The sequence below is a fragment of the Dialister succinatiphilus YIT 11850 genome, from assembly GCF_000242435.1.
GTDB lineage: Bacteria > Bacillota > Negativicutes > Veillonellales > Dialisteraceae > Dialister > Dialister succinatiphilus.
The window spans coordinates 228,625-246,904 of sequence record NZ_JH591187.1 but is presented as its reverse complement, the minus strand read 5'-3'; the positions used below and the strand labels follow the sequence as shown (position 1 = coordinate 246,904).

General features: G+C 51.7%; 13 protein-coding genes, 1 pseudogene and 1 other annotated feature. Of the genes and pseudogenes, 7 read left to right on the top strand and 7 right to left on the bottom strand.

Translation table 11 applies throughout. From position 1 onward, the window contains the following. Positions 1 to 212, top strand: a pseudogene (locus tag HMPREF9453_RS11850) (ISLre2-like element ISDsu1 family transposase); the annotation flags it as partial. Positions 213 to 374: 162 nt separating this feature from the next. Then, the gene (gene sstT, locus HMPREF9453_RS01005; protein ID WP_040379737.1) at positions 375 to 1,640 is read left to right on the top strand and encodes a serine/threonine transporter SstT; all 1,266 of its coding nucleotides are present in this window, start codon (positions 375 to 377) and stop codon (positions 1,638 to 1,640) included. 288 nt (positions 1,641 to 1,928) lie between these two features. On the opposite strand, the gene HMPREF9453_RS01000 is transcribed toward sstT, so the two are convergent. Continuing rightward, entirely contained in the window at positions 1,929 to 2,444 is a 516-nt protein-coding gene (locus tag HMPREF9453_RS01000; RefSeq protein WP_008858691.1) for a flavin reductase, read from the bottom strand. Between the two features lie 132 nt (positions 2,445 to 2,576). On the opposite strand from HMPREF9453_RS01000, the gene HMPREF9453_RS00995 reads away from it, so the two are divergent. Beyond that, entirely contained in the window at positions 2,577 to 3,449 is an 873-nt protein-coding gene (locus HMPREF9453_RS00995) for a DMT family transporter (RefSeq protein WP_008858690.1), read from the top strand. Between the two features lie 125 nt (positions 3,450 to 3,574). Here the strand turns inward: HMPREF9453_RS00995 and HMPREF9453_RS00990 are convergent, their stop codons facing one another. Next, on the bottom strand, positions 3,575 to 4,735 hold the full coding sequence (locus HMPREF9453_RS00990) for an alanyl-tRNA editing protein (RefSeq protein ID WP_198004128.1): 1,161 nt from the start codon (positions 4,733 to 4,735) through the stop codon (positions 3,575 to 3,577). 1,035 nt (positions 4,736 to 5,770) lie between these two features. Next, positions 5,771 to 6,934: an ABC transporter substrate-binding protein gene (locus HMPREF9453_RS00985; RefSeq protein ID WP_008858688.1), complete on the bottom strand. Its 1,164-nt coding sequence runs from the start codon at positions 6,932 to 6,934 to the stop codon at positions 5,771 to 5,773. 166 nt (positions 6,935 to 7,100) lie between these two features. Continuing rightward, positions 7,101 to 7,301, bottom strand: a binding site (T-box leader). Positions 7,302 to 7,703: 402 nt separating this feature from the next. On the opposite strand from HMPREF9453_RS00985, the gene HMPREF9453_RS00980 reads away from it, so the two are divergent. Further along, a complete protein-coding gene (locus HMPREF9453_RS00980) occupies positions 7,704 to 8,678 on the top strand; it encodes a diacylglycerol/lipid kinase family protein (protein ID WP_008858687.1) in 975 nt (324 codons plus the stop codon). Positions 8,679 to 9,246: 568 nt separating this feature from the next. On the opposite strand, the gene HMPREF9453_RS00975 is transcribed toward HMPREF9453_RS00980, so the two are convergent. The 4 genes from HMPREF9453_RS00975 to cdaA form a co-directional block, all read right to left on the bottom strand. After that, a complete protein-coding gene (locus tag HMPREF9453_RS00975) occupies positions 9,247 to 11,403 on the bottom strand; it encodes a TonB-dependent receptor (protein WP_008858686.1) in 2,157 nt (718 codons plus the stop codon). 883 nt (positions 11,404 to 12,286) lie between these two features. Next, the gene (gene glmM, locus HMPREF9453_RS00970) at positions 12,287 to 13,636 is read right to left on the bottom strand and encodes a phosphoglucosamine mutase (RefSeq protein WP_008858685.1); all 1,350 of its coding nucleotides are present in this window, start codon (positions 13,634 to 13,636) and stop codon (positions 12,287 to 12,289) included. Positions 13,637 to 14,414: 778 nt separating this feature from the next. Next, positions 14,415 to 15,335 (bottom strand): CdaR family protein, encoded by a 921-nt coding sequence (locus tag HMPREF9453_RS00960; RefSeq protein WP_008858684.1) that lies wholly within the window; start codon positions 15,333 to 15,335, stop codon positions 14,415 to 14,417. Beyond that, complete coding sequence (gene cdaA / locus HMPREF9453_RS00955; RefSeq protein ID WP_008858683.1) at positions 15,332 to 16,159, bottom strand: diadenylate cyclase CdaA; 828 nt, start codon at positions 16,157 to 16,159, stop codon at positions 15,332 to 15,334. Before cdaA ends, HMPREF9453_RS00960 begins: the two co-directional genes overlap by 4 nt. 94 nt (positions 16,160 to 16,253) lie before the next feature. On the opposite strand from cdaA, the gene HMPREF9453_RS12045 reads away from it, so the two are divergent. From HMPREF9453_RS12045 to HMPREF9453_RS00940, 3 genes are all read left to right on the top strand, one after another. Then, on the top strand, positions 16,254 to 16,562 hold the full coding sequence (locus HMPREF9453_RS12045) for a hypothetical protein (RefSeq protein ID WP_008858682.1): 309 nt from the start codon (positions 16,254 to 16,256) through the stop codon (positions 16,560 to 16,562). Between the two features lie 594 nt (positions 16,563 to 17,156). Next, positions 17,157 to 17,852: an Rpo12/RPC10 RNA polymerase subunit family protein gene (locus HMPREF9453_RS00945; RefSeq protein ID WP_008858681.1), complete on the top strand. Its 696-nt coding sequence runs from the start codon at positions 17,157 to 17,159 to the stop codon at positions 17,850 to 17,852. A gap of 12 nt (positions 17,853 to 17,864) precedes the next feature. Beyond that, complete coding sequence (locus HMPREF9453_RS00940; protein ID WP_008858680.1) at positions 17,865 to 18,251, top strand: rhodanese-like domain-containing protein; 387 nt, start codon at positions 17,865 to 17,867, stop codon at positions 18,249 to 18,251. Positions 18,252 to 18,280: the final 29 nt, after the last annotated feature.

The following is an 18,280-nucleotide window of genomic DNA, read 5'->3' as shown; positions in this document are numbered from 1 at the left end:
ATGCTAATGGGAAAAGCTACAAAAAGATGGATAGAGCCATGCACAAGGCTGCGGTGCAGGCAGAGCATAAAATCGCCCAGAATGTCCGGAGTGAGGCGCAGAAGCGTAAGATGAGAAACTATAGGCCGGGATGCCTGGAGGGGCGTATAGGCGTTTATGGAGCTTCTTCTTCACCAATGGGGAGACTGGCCAGAGCTATACAGAAATACTGATAAAACCGAAGCCACGGAGATAGTAATTATCGACAGTCAAATGAATTACCGAGGAAAACTTGACACTTACATAATATATCGAAAATATTGCGTTCCCCTGTAAATAAGCGTATAATGAAAAACTGTAGCATCTCTTTTTACTTATATAGGAGGATTCTCTTGATTTCCAAAATACAATCCATTCTTTCCCATATCAAACTGATCCACCAGATTGCCCTGGGACTGGTGCTTGGCATCCTGCTGGCCATCACCCTTCCCCAGTCAGTACCCTTCCTTACCGTATTCGGTGACCTCTTTGTGAAAGCATTAAAGAGCGTGGCGCCGGTGCTGGTATTTTTCCTTGTCATCAATGCCATTGCCCAGAAGAAACCAAGCCAGAAAGGCAGTATGAAGCCCATCGTCACCCTGTACATGACCAGCACCTTCCTGGCTTCCATCATCGGCGTATCCTTTTCCTTCCTTTTCCCCACCACCCTCACCCTGCAGACCGCTGCCGATGCAGGCAGCACCGCGCCGCCCAGCGGCATCGGGGAAGTGCTCTTCAACCTGGTAATGAGCACCATTGACAATCCGGTCAGCGCCCTCTTGAAGGCCAATTACATCAGCATCCTTATCTGGGCCGTCATTTTCGGTATTGCCATGAAATCCATGGGAACGGACAGCACGAAACAATTCCTCGATGATACTGCCAAAGCAGTGACAAAGATCGTAGGCTGGGTCATCCATCTGGCGCCCCTGGGCATTATGGGACTGGTAGCCAATTCCGTAGGCAGCCAGGGCGTTTCCGCCCTTCTGGGCTACCTCCATCTCCTGGCCGTCTTAATCGGTGCCTATGGCGCCGTGGCTCTGGTGATGAATCCTTTGCTTGTATTTTCCAGAGTTCATAGAAATCCCTATCCCCTGGTGCTGACCACATTAAAGGAAAGCGGCGTCTACGCCTTCTTCACCAGAAGCAGCGCCGCCAATATTCCAGTGAACCTTAACCTCTGCCGCCGTCTGGGACTGGATCCGGACATGTACTCCATTTCCATCCCCCTGGGAGCCGCAGTGAATACGGCCGGCGCTTCTGTCACCATTTCCGTTCTTTCCCTGGCTGCTGCCCATACCCTGGGCATCGACGTGGACATTCCCACAGCCTTCCTCCTCTGTCTGGTAGCCACCATCGGCGCCTGCGGAGCTTCCGGAGTAGCCGGCGGCTCCCTCCTCCTCATCCCCGTGGCCTGCGCCTCCTTCGGCATCAGCAGCGACATTTCCATGCAGGTAGTAGGCGTAGGATTTATTATTTCTGTACTGGAAGATGCCTGTGAAACAGCCCTCAACAGCTCCAGCGACGTTCTCTTTACTGCCACGGCGGAATTTGAAAAGCGAAGAAAAGAAGGAATCCTCAAAAGCTCCGACATGGTGCTGGGCGCAGAGGATAAGTCATAAAAATAGTTTCCTGCCGTGATGAATCACACTGTTCCCACATCGGACAGGAAACCCTTCGCTAAAAGTTTCCTGCCCCCATGAATCGCATTGCTTCCACATCGGACAGGAAACCTTTCGCCTACTGTTTCCTGCCCCCATGAATCGCATTGTTCCCAAGCCGGACAGGAAACCTTTCACCTACAGTTTCCTGCCGTGACGATTCCCAATGCGCCACACCGGACAGAAAACCATCCCACAATAAAAAATACCCGCCAGTCACAATGATGACTGACGGGGACTTTTTATTTCTCAGCACTTTTTCAAAACTTTGACGATTTCTCCCATATAAATGCTGTGGTTATTGCCGGCCTGTCTGCCGGAATTCCACCTTTCATAGGTTTCCTTATCCGTATAGAATTCCTCTTTCATTTCATGGGTATAAATCTTCCGGCATACCAGGATGAGATCCGCTTCTTCCAGGCCCACCGCTTCATCGCCGATGGCATAGGGATGAAGGCCGCTGCCTTCGAATTTATCACCGTCCCTGCCGGAGTGGGAGCCCATGTAGGATTCCTTTGGCTTATAGGATACAGGCGGGAAAGACAGGGTGAAATAATCCTGGGCATCCAGAATGGTCTTGGTGAAACGGCTCTGGCGGATATAGATGGATGCCACCGGTTTTCTCCACATTACGCCGAAGCCGCCCCAGGTCACCAGCATGGGATTGCATTTTTCTTTATTGCCTGCTGTGACAATGCAGTAATCAGTGAGTTTTGTAAACGGATTCAATCCGCATTCTTCCACAGGGATTTCTTTAAAAGACATAGCAAGTCTCCTCTCATTTCATAAAATCTATATGGATTATACCATTTTCTCAAATCATTCTAAAGAGAAATGATAAGGATTGTCAAATTATGATAGAATAGCAAAAGCATCTGATTCATTTAAGGAGGATTCATGAGCCAAAATAAAGCTGATTTCCTACTCTTTACGGCCGCCTTCGTATGGGGCAGTTCCTATGGATTTATGAAACTGGGCGCAGAGACCATGCCGCCTGTCTCCATTGCCGCGCTGCGATGCCTTTTCGCCTTCTTCATCCTGCTCCCCTTCTTTATGAAACGCCTTCGGAAGACCGACGGGAAAATACTGAAATACAGCGCCATCACCGGATTTCTCATTGCCGGTGTCTTTATCGGCGTCATTTACGGAGTCATCGGCACCTCTGCCTCCACGGCGGGATTTCTGATTTCCACTTCTGTCATTATGGTGCCCATCCTTCACGGCCTGTGGATTCAAAGAATGCCGTCTTTTCCCATCATGCTGGGCACCGCCATTGTCACCGCCGGTCTTTTCATCCTGAACGGCGTCACTTCCATCAGTCTGGACAAAGGATTCGTGCTCTGCCTCCTGGCAGCATTTCTCTACGCCCTGGATATCCTCTTCACCAATACCTTCGTTTCTAAAGTAGACAGCCTCCTTCTGGGCCTATGGCAGATGGGCTTTGCCGGAATCATAGCCGGTGCCGTCAGCCTTCTTCTGGAAACGCCCAGACTGCCCCATACCTTTCCCGAATGGACCGCCATTCTGGGGCTCGCTGTCTTCTCTTCCGCCTACGGCTTTACCATCCAGGCGGTGGCCCAGGAATATACGACTCCCGAAAGAGCAGGCTTCATCTTCTCCCTGGAGCCCGTGTTCGCCGCTATTTTTGCCTACTTCTTCCTCGGTGAAAACATGGGCATGGGCGAACTGGCCGGCGCCGCTCTCATCCTCCTGGGCGTATGGGCCGCCGGAGGAACATTGAAACTGCCGGCATGGATGAGGAGCCGCTGAAAATTGTGGTGGCGGCTCTTGGACACACCTGCGGTGTGAGGGTTCAGGCGCCTTTCGGCGTGCACAGCGAACATGATTTGAAGGAGCAAAGGGACGAGAAGTAAAAAACCGAAAAATTTTCAGTCTTATTCCAATTCCTCCACCAGTTTCCTGACTTCATCCAGAGAGCAGGCGAAGGAGCCTTGCATAATGTCCTTTCCGCCGCCGCGGCCGTGGAGGCGGGTGTTCCACTCTTTGAGGAGGGGCTTCAGATTCACGCTGCCGCTGCCGATGGCGTAGTTCAGCGCCTTTTCATCCTTTCTGGAGAGAAGGAAGAAAAGGGTATCCGGCTTTTCTCCCACCAGATATTCGCAGAATTTCCTAAGTTCCATGGGGGCCATGGTTTCTTCATAGAGAAGCACCGCTTTCTTTCCTTCCGGCAGGGAAGCAGCCCGCATGGCAAAGTAGTGGCGGTTCATGTCGTTGATTTTCTGGCGCAGATCGGCCATATCCTTTTCCATCTTTTCCACAGCTTTCACTGTTTCATAGGGTTTGACGGAAAAACGGACTGCTATATCCCGGTTCAAATCATGGACCCTGTCATAATCCTCCATGGCCCACCGGCCGCAGGCCAGTTCGATACGCACGCCGCCTTTATGGTTCATCAGGGACAGCACCTTGATCAGCCCGATTTCTCCCGTCCTTGCCACATGGGTGCCGCAGCAGGCACAGATATCGCCGCCGGGAAATTCTACAATCCGCACCTTGCCGGTGAGCTCGATTTTGCTCCGGTAAGGAATGGTTTTCAGTTCTTCTTCCGTGGGGAAGGTAATTTTCGTTTCCACATTGCTGTAAATCAGCTGATTGGCTTCCTTCTCGATTTCCAGTGCCTCTTCCATGGTCATGGGGCCGCTGAAATCGACGGTGACCACTTTGTCCATATGGAAGCCCACATTGTCGTAGCCGAATTTCTTATGCACCAGGCCGGAATAGATGTGTTCCCCGGAGTGATTCTGCATGAAATCAAAGCGCCGCTGCCAGTCAATGGTTCCATGCACCCTGCTTCCCACTTCCAGGGGCTTGTCGGTATAGTGGACCACCACTCCCTCTTTCCGGTGTACATCAAGCACCCGGGCATCGCCCAGAGTCCCCTGGTCCCCCGGCTGTCCGCCGCCTTCGGGATAAAAAGCGGTGTCGTCCAGCACTACCTCATAGCCCTTCTTTCCCTTCGTGCAGCTCACTACTACACCGTCAAAGTCCTTCATGTAGGCATCTTTATAAAAAAGTTCATTCATTTCATCCATCATTCTTTCCTCCTTATATGGGTTTATCATGCCACAGATGGCCCGGAGTTTCCAGTGGTATTTTGATGGTCTTCTCTGTGGCCCGGGTTCAGAAGGTTCATAGGGGAAGGTTCTTAAGATGGATGGGCCTTCGGCCCAAGGGTTCTTAGGTTTGACGGGGCCTTTGGCCCCGAGGGTTGAGGTATCGCCCGCAGGGCAATGAGTATTATAATGCCGCCTTTCGGCGGTCACGTCCACATCGAGTATCATAATCATTCTTACCCTCGTACATACCGACTTCGCTGGATGGCGTCTCACTGGATTCGCGGGTCGCCAAGCTCCCCTATGAATCCAGTTCGCTTGCACACCCTTCGCCACTTCGTGGCCCTCTTCCCCTAAAGGGGACGCAAGAACGTTACGGGATTTACTTTCAGTATCATATGGCAAAATAACCATTCTGCTGACTGGCTCGCTGCGCTCGCCACCCCCTACCCGGGCGGCGCCGGACTTCCCCCTGTTCAGGGGGCAGAATAAAGCTCTGAAAAGCATTCCTTTCATAAGCAGCTCACAGCATAACGGAGCTTTATAGTGCCCCCACGAAGTGGGGGTGGCAAAGGAACTGGATTCATAGGGGAGCCCTGCGACCCGCGAATCCAGTGACATGCTTCCCACCGGGCAAGGTGGTGGCGCCAGCCACCAAAGGGGGAATGCATTTCCAACGCCCGCCAGGGCGGTTGTATGGTTTTATACAAACTGGCGCCTTCTATAAATTTAACGGCGCCCTCCACAACCCTCAGCGGCAGAGCCGCTGTCAAACTTAAGAACCCTCGGGGCGATAGCCCCGTCAAACTTTAGAACCCTCACGCCCGCAGGGTGTCAATCCTCCTGCTGGTGGGAACAGGGATTCCCGCTATCCCATATCCCACGTAAAAAGGCGAAGCATGACGCTTCGCCTTTTTATTTCCTATACTTCCATCCTTTTCCTTCTATTCTTCCTTACTGCCTTACATTCTTTCTGATTTCCATACTTCCCTGCTGCTTTACTGACATGTCAGCCTATTAAGCGAAAGGAACCCATTTTCCATCCTGTACCTGGAGTACATCCAGATCCATCTTTGGATCCCTGTTTTCATCAAATTCAAACTTGCCGGTAGCGCCTTCGAAGTTCTTAATCTGGGCCAGTGCATCGCGGAATTTCTTGCGGTCTGTGGTGGAGCCGGACTTTTCAGCGGCTTCATGCATAATGTAGAAAGCATCGTAGGTCTGGGCTGCGAACTGGTCCGGTTCGTGTCCGTACTTAGCTACGAAGGCTTTACGGAAGTTCTGGGCCTTGTCGCTCTTTCTATCCGGGTTCCAGGGTGTTGCTACCAGGGTGCCGTTGGCTGCATCGCCGGCCTGTTTGATGTACTGGGGGCTATTGAAGCCGTTGTTGCCGATGATGGGCTGGTTCATCCCCATTTCTCTGGCTTTCTTTACAATGAGGGCGCCTTCCTGATAGAAACCTGCAATGCAGATGACGTCCGGATTGGCCGCCTGAATCTTGGTGAGCTGAGCGGAGAAGTCGGTATCTTTATCTGCAAAGGTTTCGGTAGCCACTACATCAATGCCCATATCCTTGAAGGTCTGCTGGTAAATTTCATTTTCACCGACCATCTGGTCATTGTTGTTGGAGTACATGACAGCTACCTTCTTGAATCCCAGTTTATCATGGGCCTTCTTGACGGTGGTAGGAATAGCCAGCTTACCGGGGATGGCGTTTCTGAAAATGTAGTCGCCAATGTCTGTTACCTTCGGAGCTGTGGTGCTGGTGCCGAAAACAGCAACTTTAGCCTGCTGGGCAATGGGGCCTGCAGCGAAAATTTCACCGGAAGTCATGGGGCCCTGAATAGCCAGTACCTTATCCTGTTCAATGAGGCGCTTGAAGGCATTGATGGCTTCTGCCTTGTTCAGCTTGCTGTCGTAAGTAACCAGATCGATTTTCATCTTTGTTTTCGGATCTTTATTGATTTCTTCTACAGCCAGTTCTGCGCCTTCCTTTTCGGCCTGGCCATAAGCAGCGCCGGGGCCGGTATAGGCGGTAACAAAGCCAAATTTTACTGTATCACCGCTGGCAGCCTTTGCGCTGGAAGAAGCGGCTTTCTTGTCACCGCCGCATCCTGCAAATGCGCCACATACTGCTGCTGCTGCCATGGCTGCTGCCATTGCTTTCATCCATTTCTTCATTTTCGTTTCCTCCCTGATATATAATGAAAATTGTTACCCAATCAAAAACCCCTGCCGGACTGATTCATCCGGCAGGGGCGCATATACGCGGTACCACCCTGGTTTATCGCTCAGTGGAACACCGATGATACCAAATAAAAAAGCTCCTGATCTTCATTCTTTTGAAGATAGGGGCGAAAGTTTCGCGGTACCACCCTACATTATACTCTGGTGTTCCTATTCGTAACGTGAATGGACGTTTCCGCTTACTTAGTTCGGCTGAAATACTCACGGGTGAGTGTTGGAAGTTTTCTTCTTACCGGCTTACACCAACCGCCGGCTCTCTGTAAATCAAGGAAATTTCCTTTTTCCCGTTCCTTGTATCTTTGGGTTTTCGGTTATGCATAGAGTATAATACCGGGGTCAGTTCTTGTCAATAGATTTTTTGAAAAAATTGATTGAGGAAATAAGTTTCTTACTCCACATGGGGCCCTTGCGTTTCATGGCGGCAGGAAACTTTTCGCATATAGTTTCCTACTCTACATAGCACCATTATGTTTCAACTCGACAGGAAACTATTCGCGTATGGTTTCCTATCCGGCATGGCACCATTGCGTTTCACCTTCACAGGAAACTGTTCGCATATGGTTTCCTATCCGGCATGACACCATTGCGTTTCAACCTCGGCAGGAAACTTTTATGAATCTGTCAAAATTTCCTTTCTATTTGGTATAATAGGATAGATAGAATTCAGGAGACCCCGGTCTCCATTGCACGGAGCGTGAGAGTCATGAAAAAAGAAGGACAGTGTACCATCATCGTCAACCCTACATCGGGCCATGAACGGGCACCGCGATATATTCCCCTTCTCCATTCTGTTCTTTCCAAGCGGTTTGAGGATATCATCATCAGACTGACGGAAAAAGCAGGGGATGCCACGGATTTTGCCAGAGATGCCGCAGAAGCAGGACGGGATGTGGTATGCATGGGCGGCGACGGCACCATTAACGAAGTCATCAATGGCATGGTGCCTGTCAACAGCAGCTCCACCTTCGGCTTTGTCCCTTTCGGCACCGTAAACGACCTGGCCAGGGCGCTCCACATTCCACGCTCTCCCCAGGGAGCCATCCACATGCTGGAAACGGCGGTGAAGACGAATATCGACGTAGGCCGGGTGAACGACCGCTACTTTATCAATGTGGTGGGCGCCGGCAGCATTTCCGAAGCTGTAGGCAAAGTCACCATCAAGGAAAAGACCCTCTTCGGATCCCTGGCTTACTACATGAAGGGCATGCAGGTGGTATCGAAGCAGAAATCCTACCATTTCAAAATTGAAGAGGAAAATGGCACCATCATCGAAGTGTCCTCTCCCCTCATTGCGGCCATGCTCACCGACTCCGCAGGAAGTTTCCATAACCTCATTCCCCCGTCGGAAAGAAATAAAGGGGTCATCAAACTCTGCCTCTTCCACGATTTTGAATGGCTCCTGGCCCTGAAATCGGCGCCAAAGCTCTTGGCAGGCATGCAGATGGGGCCGGACTTCCTCACCGTGGTGAGCTTCAAGAAAGCCCACCTTTCCATCCAGGAAAACGAACCCCTTGTCACCAACGTGGACGGCGACCTGGGCCCCACCTTCCCCCTGGATTTGGAAATCCTCCCCAACCGCCTTCCCGTCTTCGTTCCAGCCCATCCCAGAGAGGATCAGGGCATTCTCCCCCGTTTCCTGAAGCCCCCTCATATTCACCTGCCCTGGGAGGAAGAATAGGGCACGTGGACACGCCTGCGAACGGTCAGCCGACAATAGGAAGGCCCTTTTATGGGCAGGCTAAGGGCCAACTTCGGCTGACTTGCGCATTCTATGCAGAATGCGCACATGAGGGTTCAGAAGGTTCAAAGGGTTCTTAGGTTTGACGCCCGCTTTGCGGGCGAGGGTTGTGGAGGCGCCCTATGGGCGCAATATGAAGTCAGCGTTACGGGACCTGCAGTTGTGTCATCTGTGCTTCCCCGTCATTTCGAGCGGAAGTACAAGCCGGTATGAATCGCATGTTTTCATGGAGCCGGTGAAACGGAGTCGAGAAATCCCCCACAGGAAGCTGCCTTTCGGCAATCAGGACTGCCCAGGGAAGCACTGATTCATTCATAGAGTCTACTTTCATAAGAATGAAAGCAAACAACGAATTAATCAGCGCTTCCCTAGAGTATCATTCTGAATGATACCCTCCTACGCCCCTTCGCCGCTTCGTTGCCCTCTTCTCCACAGGAAGGAGCCTTGCCATTTTATATTTCCATACAAAAAGCACCGTCCCGAAAGGGCGGTGCTTTTTTGTTCCATTTTAGAAGGAATATCTGGCGGTAAGGGTGTAGGTCCTGCCGTCACCGATGTAATGATGGTTGTTGGAAATATCCTCATCATAGTATTCCCTGTCGAAGAGGTTATTCACAGCAAACTGGAGTCCGAAGTTCTTATTGAACTGGTAATTGGTGGAAAGGTTCATGAGGAAATAGGCATCCCGAGCCTTGAAGCAGCCGCTTTCCTCCCCTGCTTCCGTCCTGTCGGAAATGAACATGCCGTCCAGGTTCACCGTCCAGGGATTCTTGCTGTACGTAGTACCAAGGTGGAGCAGATGGCGGGGAATATCATAATTCTTTTCACCCTCCACCTTTCCTGTCTGCCAGGTGTAGTTGATATAGGAAGTCCAAGCATCACTGTGGTGCTGGTTCAGGGAAATTTCAAATCCATGGGTCTTGGCGTCGCCCTGATTCTGATACTGCTTCCAATTTCCTGTATCTACAGCTGAACCGATATAATCTTTTGTTTTGGCATAGAACACATCGACATGGATATCCGTCTTATTAGCAATTTTCTTTTTCAGTCCCAATTCCCAGGTATCCGTTGTTTCCGGCTTCAGTCCCGGGTTTGGAATATAGATGCTGCTTCCTCCTTTTTTTGGAATATAGATGCTGTTTCCTTTGTCTGAGTAGCGGTATACCTGGTAGAGAATCGGTGGATTGAAGGACCTTCCATAAGAAACATAGGCATTGGTATTTTCATTAAAGGCATAATCCAGTGATAATTTAGGGGAGAACTTGTCATAGGAAGAAGAATCGAAATCCTTTTCATCCTTTCCCCTGTACTGAGAGTACCCATCATATTTTTTATAATGGTCATACCGTCCGCCGATATAAGCGGTCAATTTCTGAGAAACAGCCCATTTATCCTGCAGATACAGGGCGTAACTCTTATCTTTTCCGCCCAGCCGCTGATCAATTCCATCAGATGCTCCGTTCCAGGACTTCCAGTCATAAACATTATTTTCTATGGTTTCTGAGAACTTATCTTCTGTATAGGATCCGCCAAACAGCACGGTATGGGCTCCTAAGATCCAGCGTTTGTTCAAATCGAAATTCCAGGACCTGGACGGATAAGACATTTTCTTACCGGGGCCATCAAAATTCTTTTCCGGATTTACGCTTGTGTCCGGAGAGGTAAAACCATCTTTGTAATAATCGGTCAAGCCAAAGTGAGCATGAATGCCATTATCTTTATCATTATAGGTTAAAGAATGAAGATTATAGGCACGCCATCCCCGCGCTGCCAGGAAATTGGAGGGACTGTATCTCATCTGATTTTCTCCGATTTTTCCCTTCCAGCGACCATTCCCCTTTATGTAAGAAATGGGGTCTTCATATTTCCAGTCATAAATGGAATGGGTATATTTATAGGTCAATTTCTGGCTGTCGTTGAAACTGTAGCCCATGTTGAACCCAAAGGACTCATTCAAAACTTTCTTGCTGCCTCTGTTACCGATGATGGCGTTTCCTTCCGCATCGGAATCATAACCTTTCGCTTTCCCGGATCCTCTGACAGAAACATCGTAATCCTTCCAGCCATGGGTATTCATGCTGCCATAAAAGGCGCCAAAATCAAACTTATCCTTTTTGAAGCCAACATTATAATTCTGGTTTACCGTGGCGTTGCTGCCGTAGCTTACCGTAGCAGAGCCGTGGAGGCCGTCCTGCTTCTGGGTTTTGGTCATAATATTGATGACGCCGCCTACAGCCCGGCCGCCGTAAAGAGCGGACTGTCCACCGGAGACCACTTCGATTTTACGGATATTTTCCACGGGAATCATATTCCAGTCCACATCCCCGTCCCAGGCCGTGTTCATGGGCTGACCATCCACCAGTACCAGAATATTCTTGGAATTATATCCTCTCAGATTCACCGTACCCTCCACAGACTGGGATGCCGATACACCGGTCACCATAGCCACAGCCTGGGCCGTATTCTGCACATTCCTCTTCTGGATATCCTTCTCCGTAACCACCTGTACATTGGCCGGCACATCCTGCAGCCTTTCCGCCTGCCTGTTGGCTGTAACTGTAATCCCCTTCAGCGTATACACCGGCGTTTCAGCACTGACACTGCCAGCCCCTGTCAAAGCCAGTACGGCTAAAAGGGCTGTAATTTCTTTAGATTTTAATGACATAGTACACTCCCCTTGTATTTTTATTGGTAAATAGCAATTTTCAATATAGGAAATGCTAATTCATCCGCTTTAATTTCTTACTATTTACTTATCTTATTATATACCCTTGTTCAAGTAGAACAAAGAAATGATTGGACACGCCTTTGGACACGCCCTGCGGGCGTGAGGGTTGACGGGCCTCCGGCCCGAGGGTTGTGTAGAAGGGTTGCGTCGCTTCGCTCAGGGGGCGACAGCGGCTCTGCCGCTGAAGGTTGCGGTAGCGGCTGCGCCGCAATTTTTAAAGTCAGTGTTACGGGATTTACTTTCAGTGTCATATGGCATGAAAAGCATTACGTAGATCAGCCACCTCCGGTGGCTTTCCCCCCTTTGGTGCCTTACGGCACCACCTTCCCCCCGCTGTATCGGTCGGGCGACAAAAGGAAAGCGCCTTTATGGGCAGGCTAGGCGCCTTACTTCGCCCGACTTACACATCCTATGCAGGATGTGCACAGTGGACAATAAAGCTCTGAAAGGCAGTCTCTTCATATGCGACTCTACAGTAAGCACGGGTTATAGTGCCCCCGCGAAGTGGGGGGGTGGCAAAGGAACGGGATTCATAGGGGAGCCCTGCGACCCGCGAATCCAGTGACATGCTTCCCACCGGGCAAGGTGGTGGCGCCAGCCACCAAAGGGGGAATGCATTTCCAACGCCCGCAGGGCGGTTGTAAAGGTTTTATTATAAGAGGGCGCCTTCCATAATTAGAGGCGCCCACCTCCACCCTTTGAACCCTCTGCACCTTTTGAACCCGGGCGCCGAAAGGCGCCTGAACCCTCACGCCCCAAAGGGGCTTGTCCATAAAAAAAACACCGCCCCAAAAGGAGCAGTGCTTTCATTTCAGAATTTTCAGTTATTTTCTACGCCCAGTTCATGTTCTACCACTGAAGCGATATCGTCTACGATTCGTTCGAGCTGGTTCAGTTCCTTGCCTTCACCCATGACGCGGATTAAGGGTTCGGTGCCGGAGGCGCGGACAAGGATGCGGCCATCAGCGCCCAGTTCTTCTTCGCCTGCCCTGATGGAGTCCATAATGAGTTCGTTTTCTTCCCAGCCGTTCTTGCTATAAACTTCTACATTCTTAAGAATCTGGGGATAGGTGGTCATGAGGCTGTTCAGTTCGGAGAGTTTCTTTCCGTTTTCGCGGAGCACCCGGAGGGTCTGTACGGCGGTGATGAGGCCGTCGCCGGTGGTGTTGAATTCCGGGAAAATGATATGGCCCGACTGTTCGCCGCCGATGGAGTAGTTATGCTTCAGCATTTCTTCCAGTACGTAGCGGTCTCCTACTTTGGTGGAAACGGTCTGGCAACCGTATTTCTTCAGCGCTTTGCCGAAGCCCAGGTTGCTCATGACGGTGCCTACCACCATGTTGTCGTTGAGGCGGCCTTCTTTTTTCATCTGCAGGGCATTGATGACCATGAGATGGTCGCCGTCCAGGACTTTGCCTTTTTCATCGACGAAGAGGCAGCGGTCAGCGTCGCCGTCGTTGGCAATACCGCAGTCAGCGCCTTCTTCCACTACTTTTTTCTGCAGGGTTTCGATATGGGTGGAGCCGCAGCCGTTATTGATGTTTACGCCGTTGGGCTGATTGAAAATGGGGATTACCTCTGCCCCCAGTTCGGCAAGGATTCCCGGGAGGAAGCTGCTGGCTGCGCCGTTGGCGGAGTCGGTGACGATTTTCATGCCTTTGAAATCGCCGTCCACTGTGGATTTCACATAGTTTCTGTACTTTTCAGCCAGTTCCGGATAGTCGCGAATCACACCGATGCCATCGCCGGTGGGGCGGACGATTTCTTCATCATGGCGAAGGATGTTTTCGATTTCCTCTTCCGTCTTATCCGGCAGCTTGTAACCGTTCCGGTCGAAGAATTTGATGCCGTTGTCGGGGAAAGGATTGTGGGATGCGGAAATCACGACACCTGCGTCATAGCCTTCCGTTTTGGTCAGATAAGCCACGCCGGGGGTGGGGATCACGCCTACCACATCCACATTGACACCGGATGCACAGAGACCTGCGGAAAGGGCAGCGGTCAGCATGGAACCGGAAATACGGGTATCCATACCGATAAGGAAACGGTGCTCGCCCTTCGTCTTACAGAAATAAGCACCTGCTGCTCTGCCCAGCTGATAGGCAAGCTCCGGCATGAGGGTCGAATTCACCAGTCCGCGCACACCGTCTGTACCAAATAAAGTAACCATTCATATTCCTCCCAAAATTTTCTTGAAATAACTTTCAAATCATACATCTAAAGAGGGATTTCGTCAAGTAAGAGGGGACGCGCCTTTGGCTCAAGGGTTGACGGGGCTTCGCCCCGAGGGTTATGGCCGCCTGATGGCGGCAGGTTGTGTAGAAGGGTTGTGAAGAGAAAGGTTCTTAAGATGGACCGGCCTGCGGCCGGAGGGTTCTTAAGTTTGACGGCCTTTCAGGCCGAGGGTTGCGGATTGCCGCTCTGCGGCAATGCTTATAAAGTCAGCGTTACGGGATTTACTTTCAGTATCATATGGCAAAATAAGCATTCTGCTGACTGGCTCGCTGCACTCGCCACCCCCTATCCGGGCTGCGCCGGACTTCCCCCTATGCAGGGGGCAGAATAGGTTTCTACGCTTTCCTGCAGAGACATGACTCCATGGCTAAGCGCCCATAGTGCCCCCGCTTGCGGTGGCAAGGGAACTGGATTCGCAGGGAGCCGTAGGCGACTGAGAATCCAGTGACACGCTTCCCCGCGGGGCGGGAAGGTGGTGGCGCCAGCCACCAAAGGGGGATCTCCCTCGCCCGCAGGGCGGTTGTATGGTTTTCCCACGGGCGAAAGCCCGGTTGTAAAGGTTTTATCATGAGAGGGCGCCTTCTATCAATTCATAGGCGCCCTACAACAACCCTCGCGCCAAAGGCGCGTCAAACTTAAGTCCCTTAAGAACCTTCGGCCCATCGGGCCGTCAACCCTCAAGCCCCAAAGGGGCTTGTCCATCAAGCGGCCCCTTAATCCTTATCTATTTCTACAACCACCGTCACCTTAGGCACCGCCACGCTGCCTCCGGAGGGCACGTTCACATTCACCACCTGGTGAATGTCGGAGCTGGCGCCGGTGACGTCGATAGGATCCAGGTCCAGTGTCTTATTGCTGGAGAAGAAGGAAATCGGTGCCGTAATAGTCGCTACCGGCGGCGTAATGGTAATCCTGCCTACTTTGTATCCCTTGGCCGGTTCTCCCTTCGTATCGATTCGAACGGGCAGATTGCCCAGTTTGGTGGCCTCCTTCATCTTCACCGCCACTTTGACCTGGCTGGGCATGATATCCAGTCCCGTCACCGTATTTCCATCGGCATCGAGAATGTTGACACTGTCAAATTCAGTGAAGCTCTTTTCCTTTCCTGCAATATTCACAGACACCACCGCCCGGTCTGCCTTGGCAATCATGGAAGAGCTGCCGGCAATGGTAATGGTATCAGGCGTTACCTTCTTGCTTTCTACGGAGAAATTCGTTTCCGGCGTGCCGAAAATCTGTACATTGGCAGGCAGTGTCTTGACGGCATAGGTATCCACATTCAGGTCAAAGGTCTTAGGAGTCACCGACACCACTGATTCATCGCCCGGTACGGACACATGGATGGGCGTATTCGGATAATCTCCGTCGGTGATACCGGTCAGGTCCACATAGGCCTTGATATTATCGGAACGCATATAAATCATATCGCTTCTGGACATGCGGACCTTCACCTTCACCGTAGAAGGCACATTAGTAGCCACCAGGGAGCGGTCCAGATTTCTTGTTTCCACCGGTACCGTATAGGTATTTTCCACCTGGGGATTCTGCTCATTCATCACATACACCCACAGAGCGCAGGCCGCAATGAGGCAGAGGAGTTTTGGAAGCCACCATTCAAATCTTGTATATTTCATTTCAAAGGCCTCCATTTCTGCAGTACGTCGCTGACACCCTTCGGTTTACTGGTGACCAGGTAATTCCGGAGGATGTTCTTCAGACTTTCCGCATCCTGGCCGCGGTAAATATGACCGCCGTAAGTATAGGAAACGATGCCCGTTTCCTCACTGACCACCACGATGACGCAGTCTGCCTGCTCGGACATGCCGATAGCCGCACGGTGCCGGGTGCCAAGCTCCGTGGACAGGTTATGGTCACGGGTAAGAGGCAGCAGGCAGCCTGCCGCCATGACCCGGTTTTCACGGATAATCACGGCGCCGTCATGAAGAGGCGTATTCACGATGAAAATATTTCCAAGAAGCTCCTTGGAAACAAGCCCCTCAATGCGGATACCCGTATCAATGCGGTCATCCAGCCCCACGCTTCGTTCAAAGACGATGAGGGCGCCGATCTTATTGGCCGACATGGTCATGGTAGCGGCCACCACATCATCAATGACATGGTCCCACTCCACCTCATTCATCACCCGGGAAGAAACGTAGAACTTTCCCCGGCCGATCTGCTCCAGCGCCCGGCGAAGCTCCGGCTGGAACACCACCGGCAGAGCCACGATGAGCACCGTCATCAGCTTGTCCAGAATCCAGCTGACCACATGAAGCTGCAGCCATCCGGCAATCACCGTAAAAATCCCCAGAAACACCAGCCCCTTCAAAAGAGCTGTGGCCCGGGTGTCGCGAATCAAAATATAAATACGGTATAGAAAAAAGGCAACCACCAGGATATCCAGAATATCCCAGAGCCTCATGGTCATAAACAGTCCCTGTATCTGTCCCAAAAACATGGAAAAATCTCCTTTATATAAAACCGGCATCTGCCGGTACTATGTATGTATACTTTAATATTTTTATTGTAGCATGAAAGGGAAGAGAAAGGAAATGGGATTTGCTATGGGGCTGACTGGACACACCTTCGGTGTGAGGGTTCTTAAGATGGACCGGCCTGCGGCCGGAGGGTTCTTAGGTTTGACGGCCTTTCAGGCCGAGGGTTGTGGATTGCCGCTCTGCGGCAATGCTTATAAAATCAGCGTTACGGGATTTACTTTCAGTGTCATATGTCATGAAAACAATTCTGCTGATTGGCTCGCTGCGCTCGCCACCCCCTATCCAGGCTGCGCCGAACTGCCCCTTTGCAGGGGGCAGAATAGGTTTCTCTGCTTTCCTGCAGAGACATGGCTCCATTGCTAAGCACCCATAGTCCCACCGCTTGCGGGGGGAAGGTGGTGGCGCCAGCCACCAAAGGGGGAATGCATTTCCCTCGCCCGCAGGGCGGTTGTATGGTTTTAGCCACCAAAGGCGGCATAAAAAATGGCGCCCGAAAGGGCGCCGTACCTCGCCAGCGCAGTGGTACTATATAACTCCCGAGGGCGAAAGCCCTCAACCCGTCCGGGAGGCGTCAGCCGGTCCCGGACAGAACCTTGGCAGCCCAGGGCCAAAAGGCCCGGCGGCTGGCTCAACCTTCACGCCCGTAAGGGCGTGTCAACCTTCGGGAATACAGGAAAGCACCGCCCCGCCGACTGGTATTTATCGAGAGATGATTCACTACCGGCGTATACTGCGCGTATTCTGCATAGAATGCGCGAGTCGGCCAAAGTTGGCCCTTAGCCTGCCCATAAAAGGGCCTTCCTTTTAATTGGTCGACCGACGATCCTTCGTTTCACTCAGGATGACGATTGGGAGGCGGGGCTCCCCAGCCACCAGCCACCAGCAACCCTCAAGCCCCAGCCCCTTTACCATTCCCCTGATCCCCATTATACTAAATAAGTAAGGAGGTCTTAACCTATGGCATTTACCCTCATCTGCCACGCCTGCGGGCAGAAGCTGACTTTATTTGACCTGGACGTGAAGAAGCGGAAAGGCACCGTGCGGTGCACCCGCTGCGGCGCCCGGATTTCCTATGATTTGGACAAAAGAAATATCCAGCAGTCCGGTTTCTGGGCTGCCGAAGAACCGGCCTTTGACAGCCGGGCCAAGAACCGGCTGGTGAACCAGCTGAAACGGGAAGAAGCCCGGAAGGCGATGGCTGAAGGAAAAGACGCAGCCGATGTCATTTCCATGGAACAGAACCCCTCCCGGGTTCACGACTTTCATGAAAACCCTTTCAGCGCCAAAGCAGGATTTGCGAAATTTGACCTGAAAACAGGGCAGATTATAGGCGATAAGCCGGAAAAAACGGCCGCTCCCCTGCCCCGTCAGGAAAAGGACGGCATCACCTTTAAAGTGGTGGACCGGAGCCATCAGAAACGCACCATCCGCGCCGCCCACGCCGCCCTGCCTTCCATGAAAAACGAAGCGAAAACGACAGAAAAAACCTTTACCCCGCCGCCACGCATCGTCACCCGCACAGCCCACCGGAACATGCAGCTCGTCCGCCAGGCCGGCATGGCCCGGGCGCCCAAGGCACCGGTGAAAATTTCAAAAATACAGTCATTCTGGCAGAAGGTAAAAAACTTCTTCTCCTTCGGCCATCACAAATAAGGAGGAACTATCATGCACCATACCATCTTCTTATGCTTCGCCCTTCTCATTCCCCTGGTCTTCCTTGGCGGCTGCGCCCCCTCCGCGTCCGATGACTATCATAAAATCACGCCCCAGGCAGGCTATGAAATGATGAAGAAAGAGCCTGTCACCCTCATAGACGTAAGAGAACCGGCTGAATACCAGCAGGGCCATATCCCCGGCGCCCGCCTCATCCCCTTGGGCACCATCGACGAAACCATCAAAGACAAACTTCCAGACAAGAAAAAGCCCCTCATCGTCTACTGCCGCTCCGGCGTCCGCAGCAAAAAAGCAGCCATGAAACTGGTCGAACTGGGCTATACCGACGTGAGAGACATGGGCGGCATTCTGGACTGGCCCTATGAAATAGAGAAATAGAGAGTCCCTTCGGGCAGTCAGAAGAAAGG

Bases quoted from the DNA above. Each gene is read 5' to 3' on its own strand.
- HMPREF9453_RS00980 (WP_008858687.1), top strand. From the start codon at position 7,704: ATGAAAAAAGAAGGACAGTGTACCATCATCGTCAACCCTACATCGGGC.
- glmM (WP_008858685.1), bottom strand. From the start codon at position 13,636: ATGGTTACTTTATTTGGTACAGACGGTGTGCGCGGACTGGTGAATTCG.
- HMPREF9453_RS00940 (WP_008858680.1), top strand. From the start codon at position 17,865: ATGCACCATACCATCTTCTTATGCTTCGCCCTTCTCATTCCCCTGGTC.
- HMPREF9453_RS00945 (WP_008858681.1), top strand. From the start codon at position 17,157: ATGGCATTTACCCTCATCTGCCACGCCTGCGGGCAGAAGCTGACTTTA.
- HMPREF9453_RS01000 (WP_008858691.1), bottom strand. From the start codon at position 2,444: ATGTCTTTTAAAGAAATCCCTGTGGAAGAATGCGGATTGAATCCGTTT.
- cdaA (WP_008858683.1), bottom strand. From the start codon at position 16,159: ATGTTTTTGGGACAGATACAGGGACTGTTTATGACCATGAGGCTCTGG.
- HMPREF9453_RS00990 (WP_198004128.1), bottom strand. From the start codon at position 4,735: ATGATGGATGAAATGAATGAACTTTTTTATAAAGATGCCTACATGAAG.
- HMPREF9453_RS00995 (WP_008858690.1), top strand. From the start codon at position 2,577: ATGAGCCAAAATAAAGCTGATTTCCTACTCTTTACGGCCGCCTTCGTA.
- HMPREF9453_RS00960 (WP_008858684.1), bottom strand. From the start codon at position 15,335: ATGAAATATACAAGATTTGAATGGTGGCTTCCAAAACTCCTCTGCCTC.
- HMPREF9453_RS00975 (WP_008858686.1), bottom strand. From the start codon at position 11,403: ATGTCATTAAAATCTAAAGAAATTACAGCCCTTTTAGCCGTACTGGCT.
- HMPREF9453_RS12045 (WP_008858682.1), top strand. From the start codon at position 16,254: ATGGGATTTGCTATGGGGCTGACTGGACACACCTTCGGTGTGAGGGTT.
- HMPREF9453_RS00985 (WP_008858688.1), bottom strand. From the start codon at position 6,934: ATGAAGAAATGGATGAAAGCAATGGCAGCAGCCATGGCAGCAGCAGCA.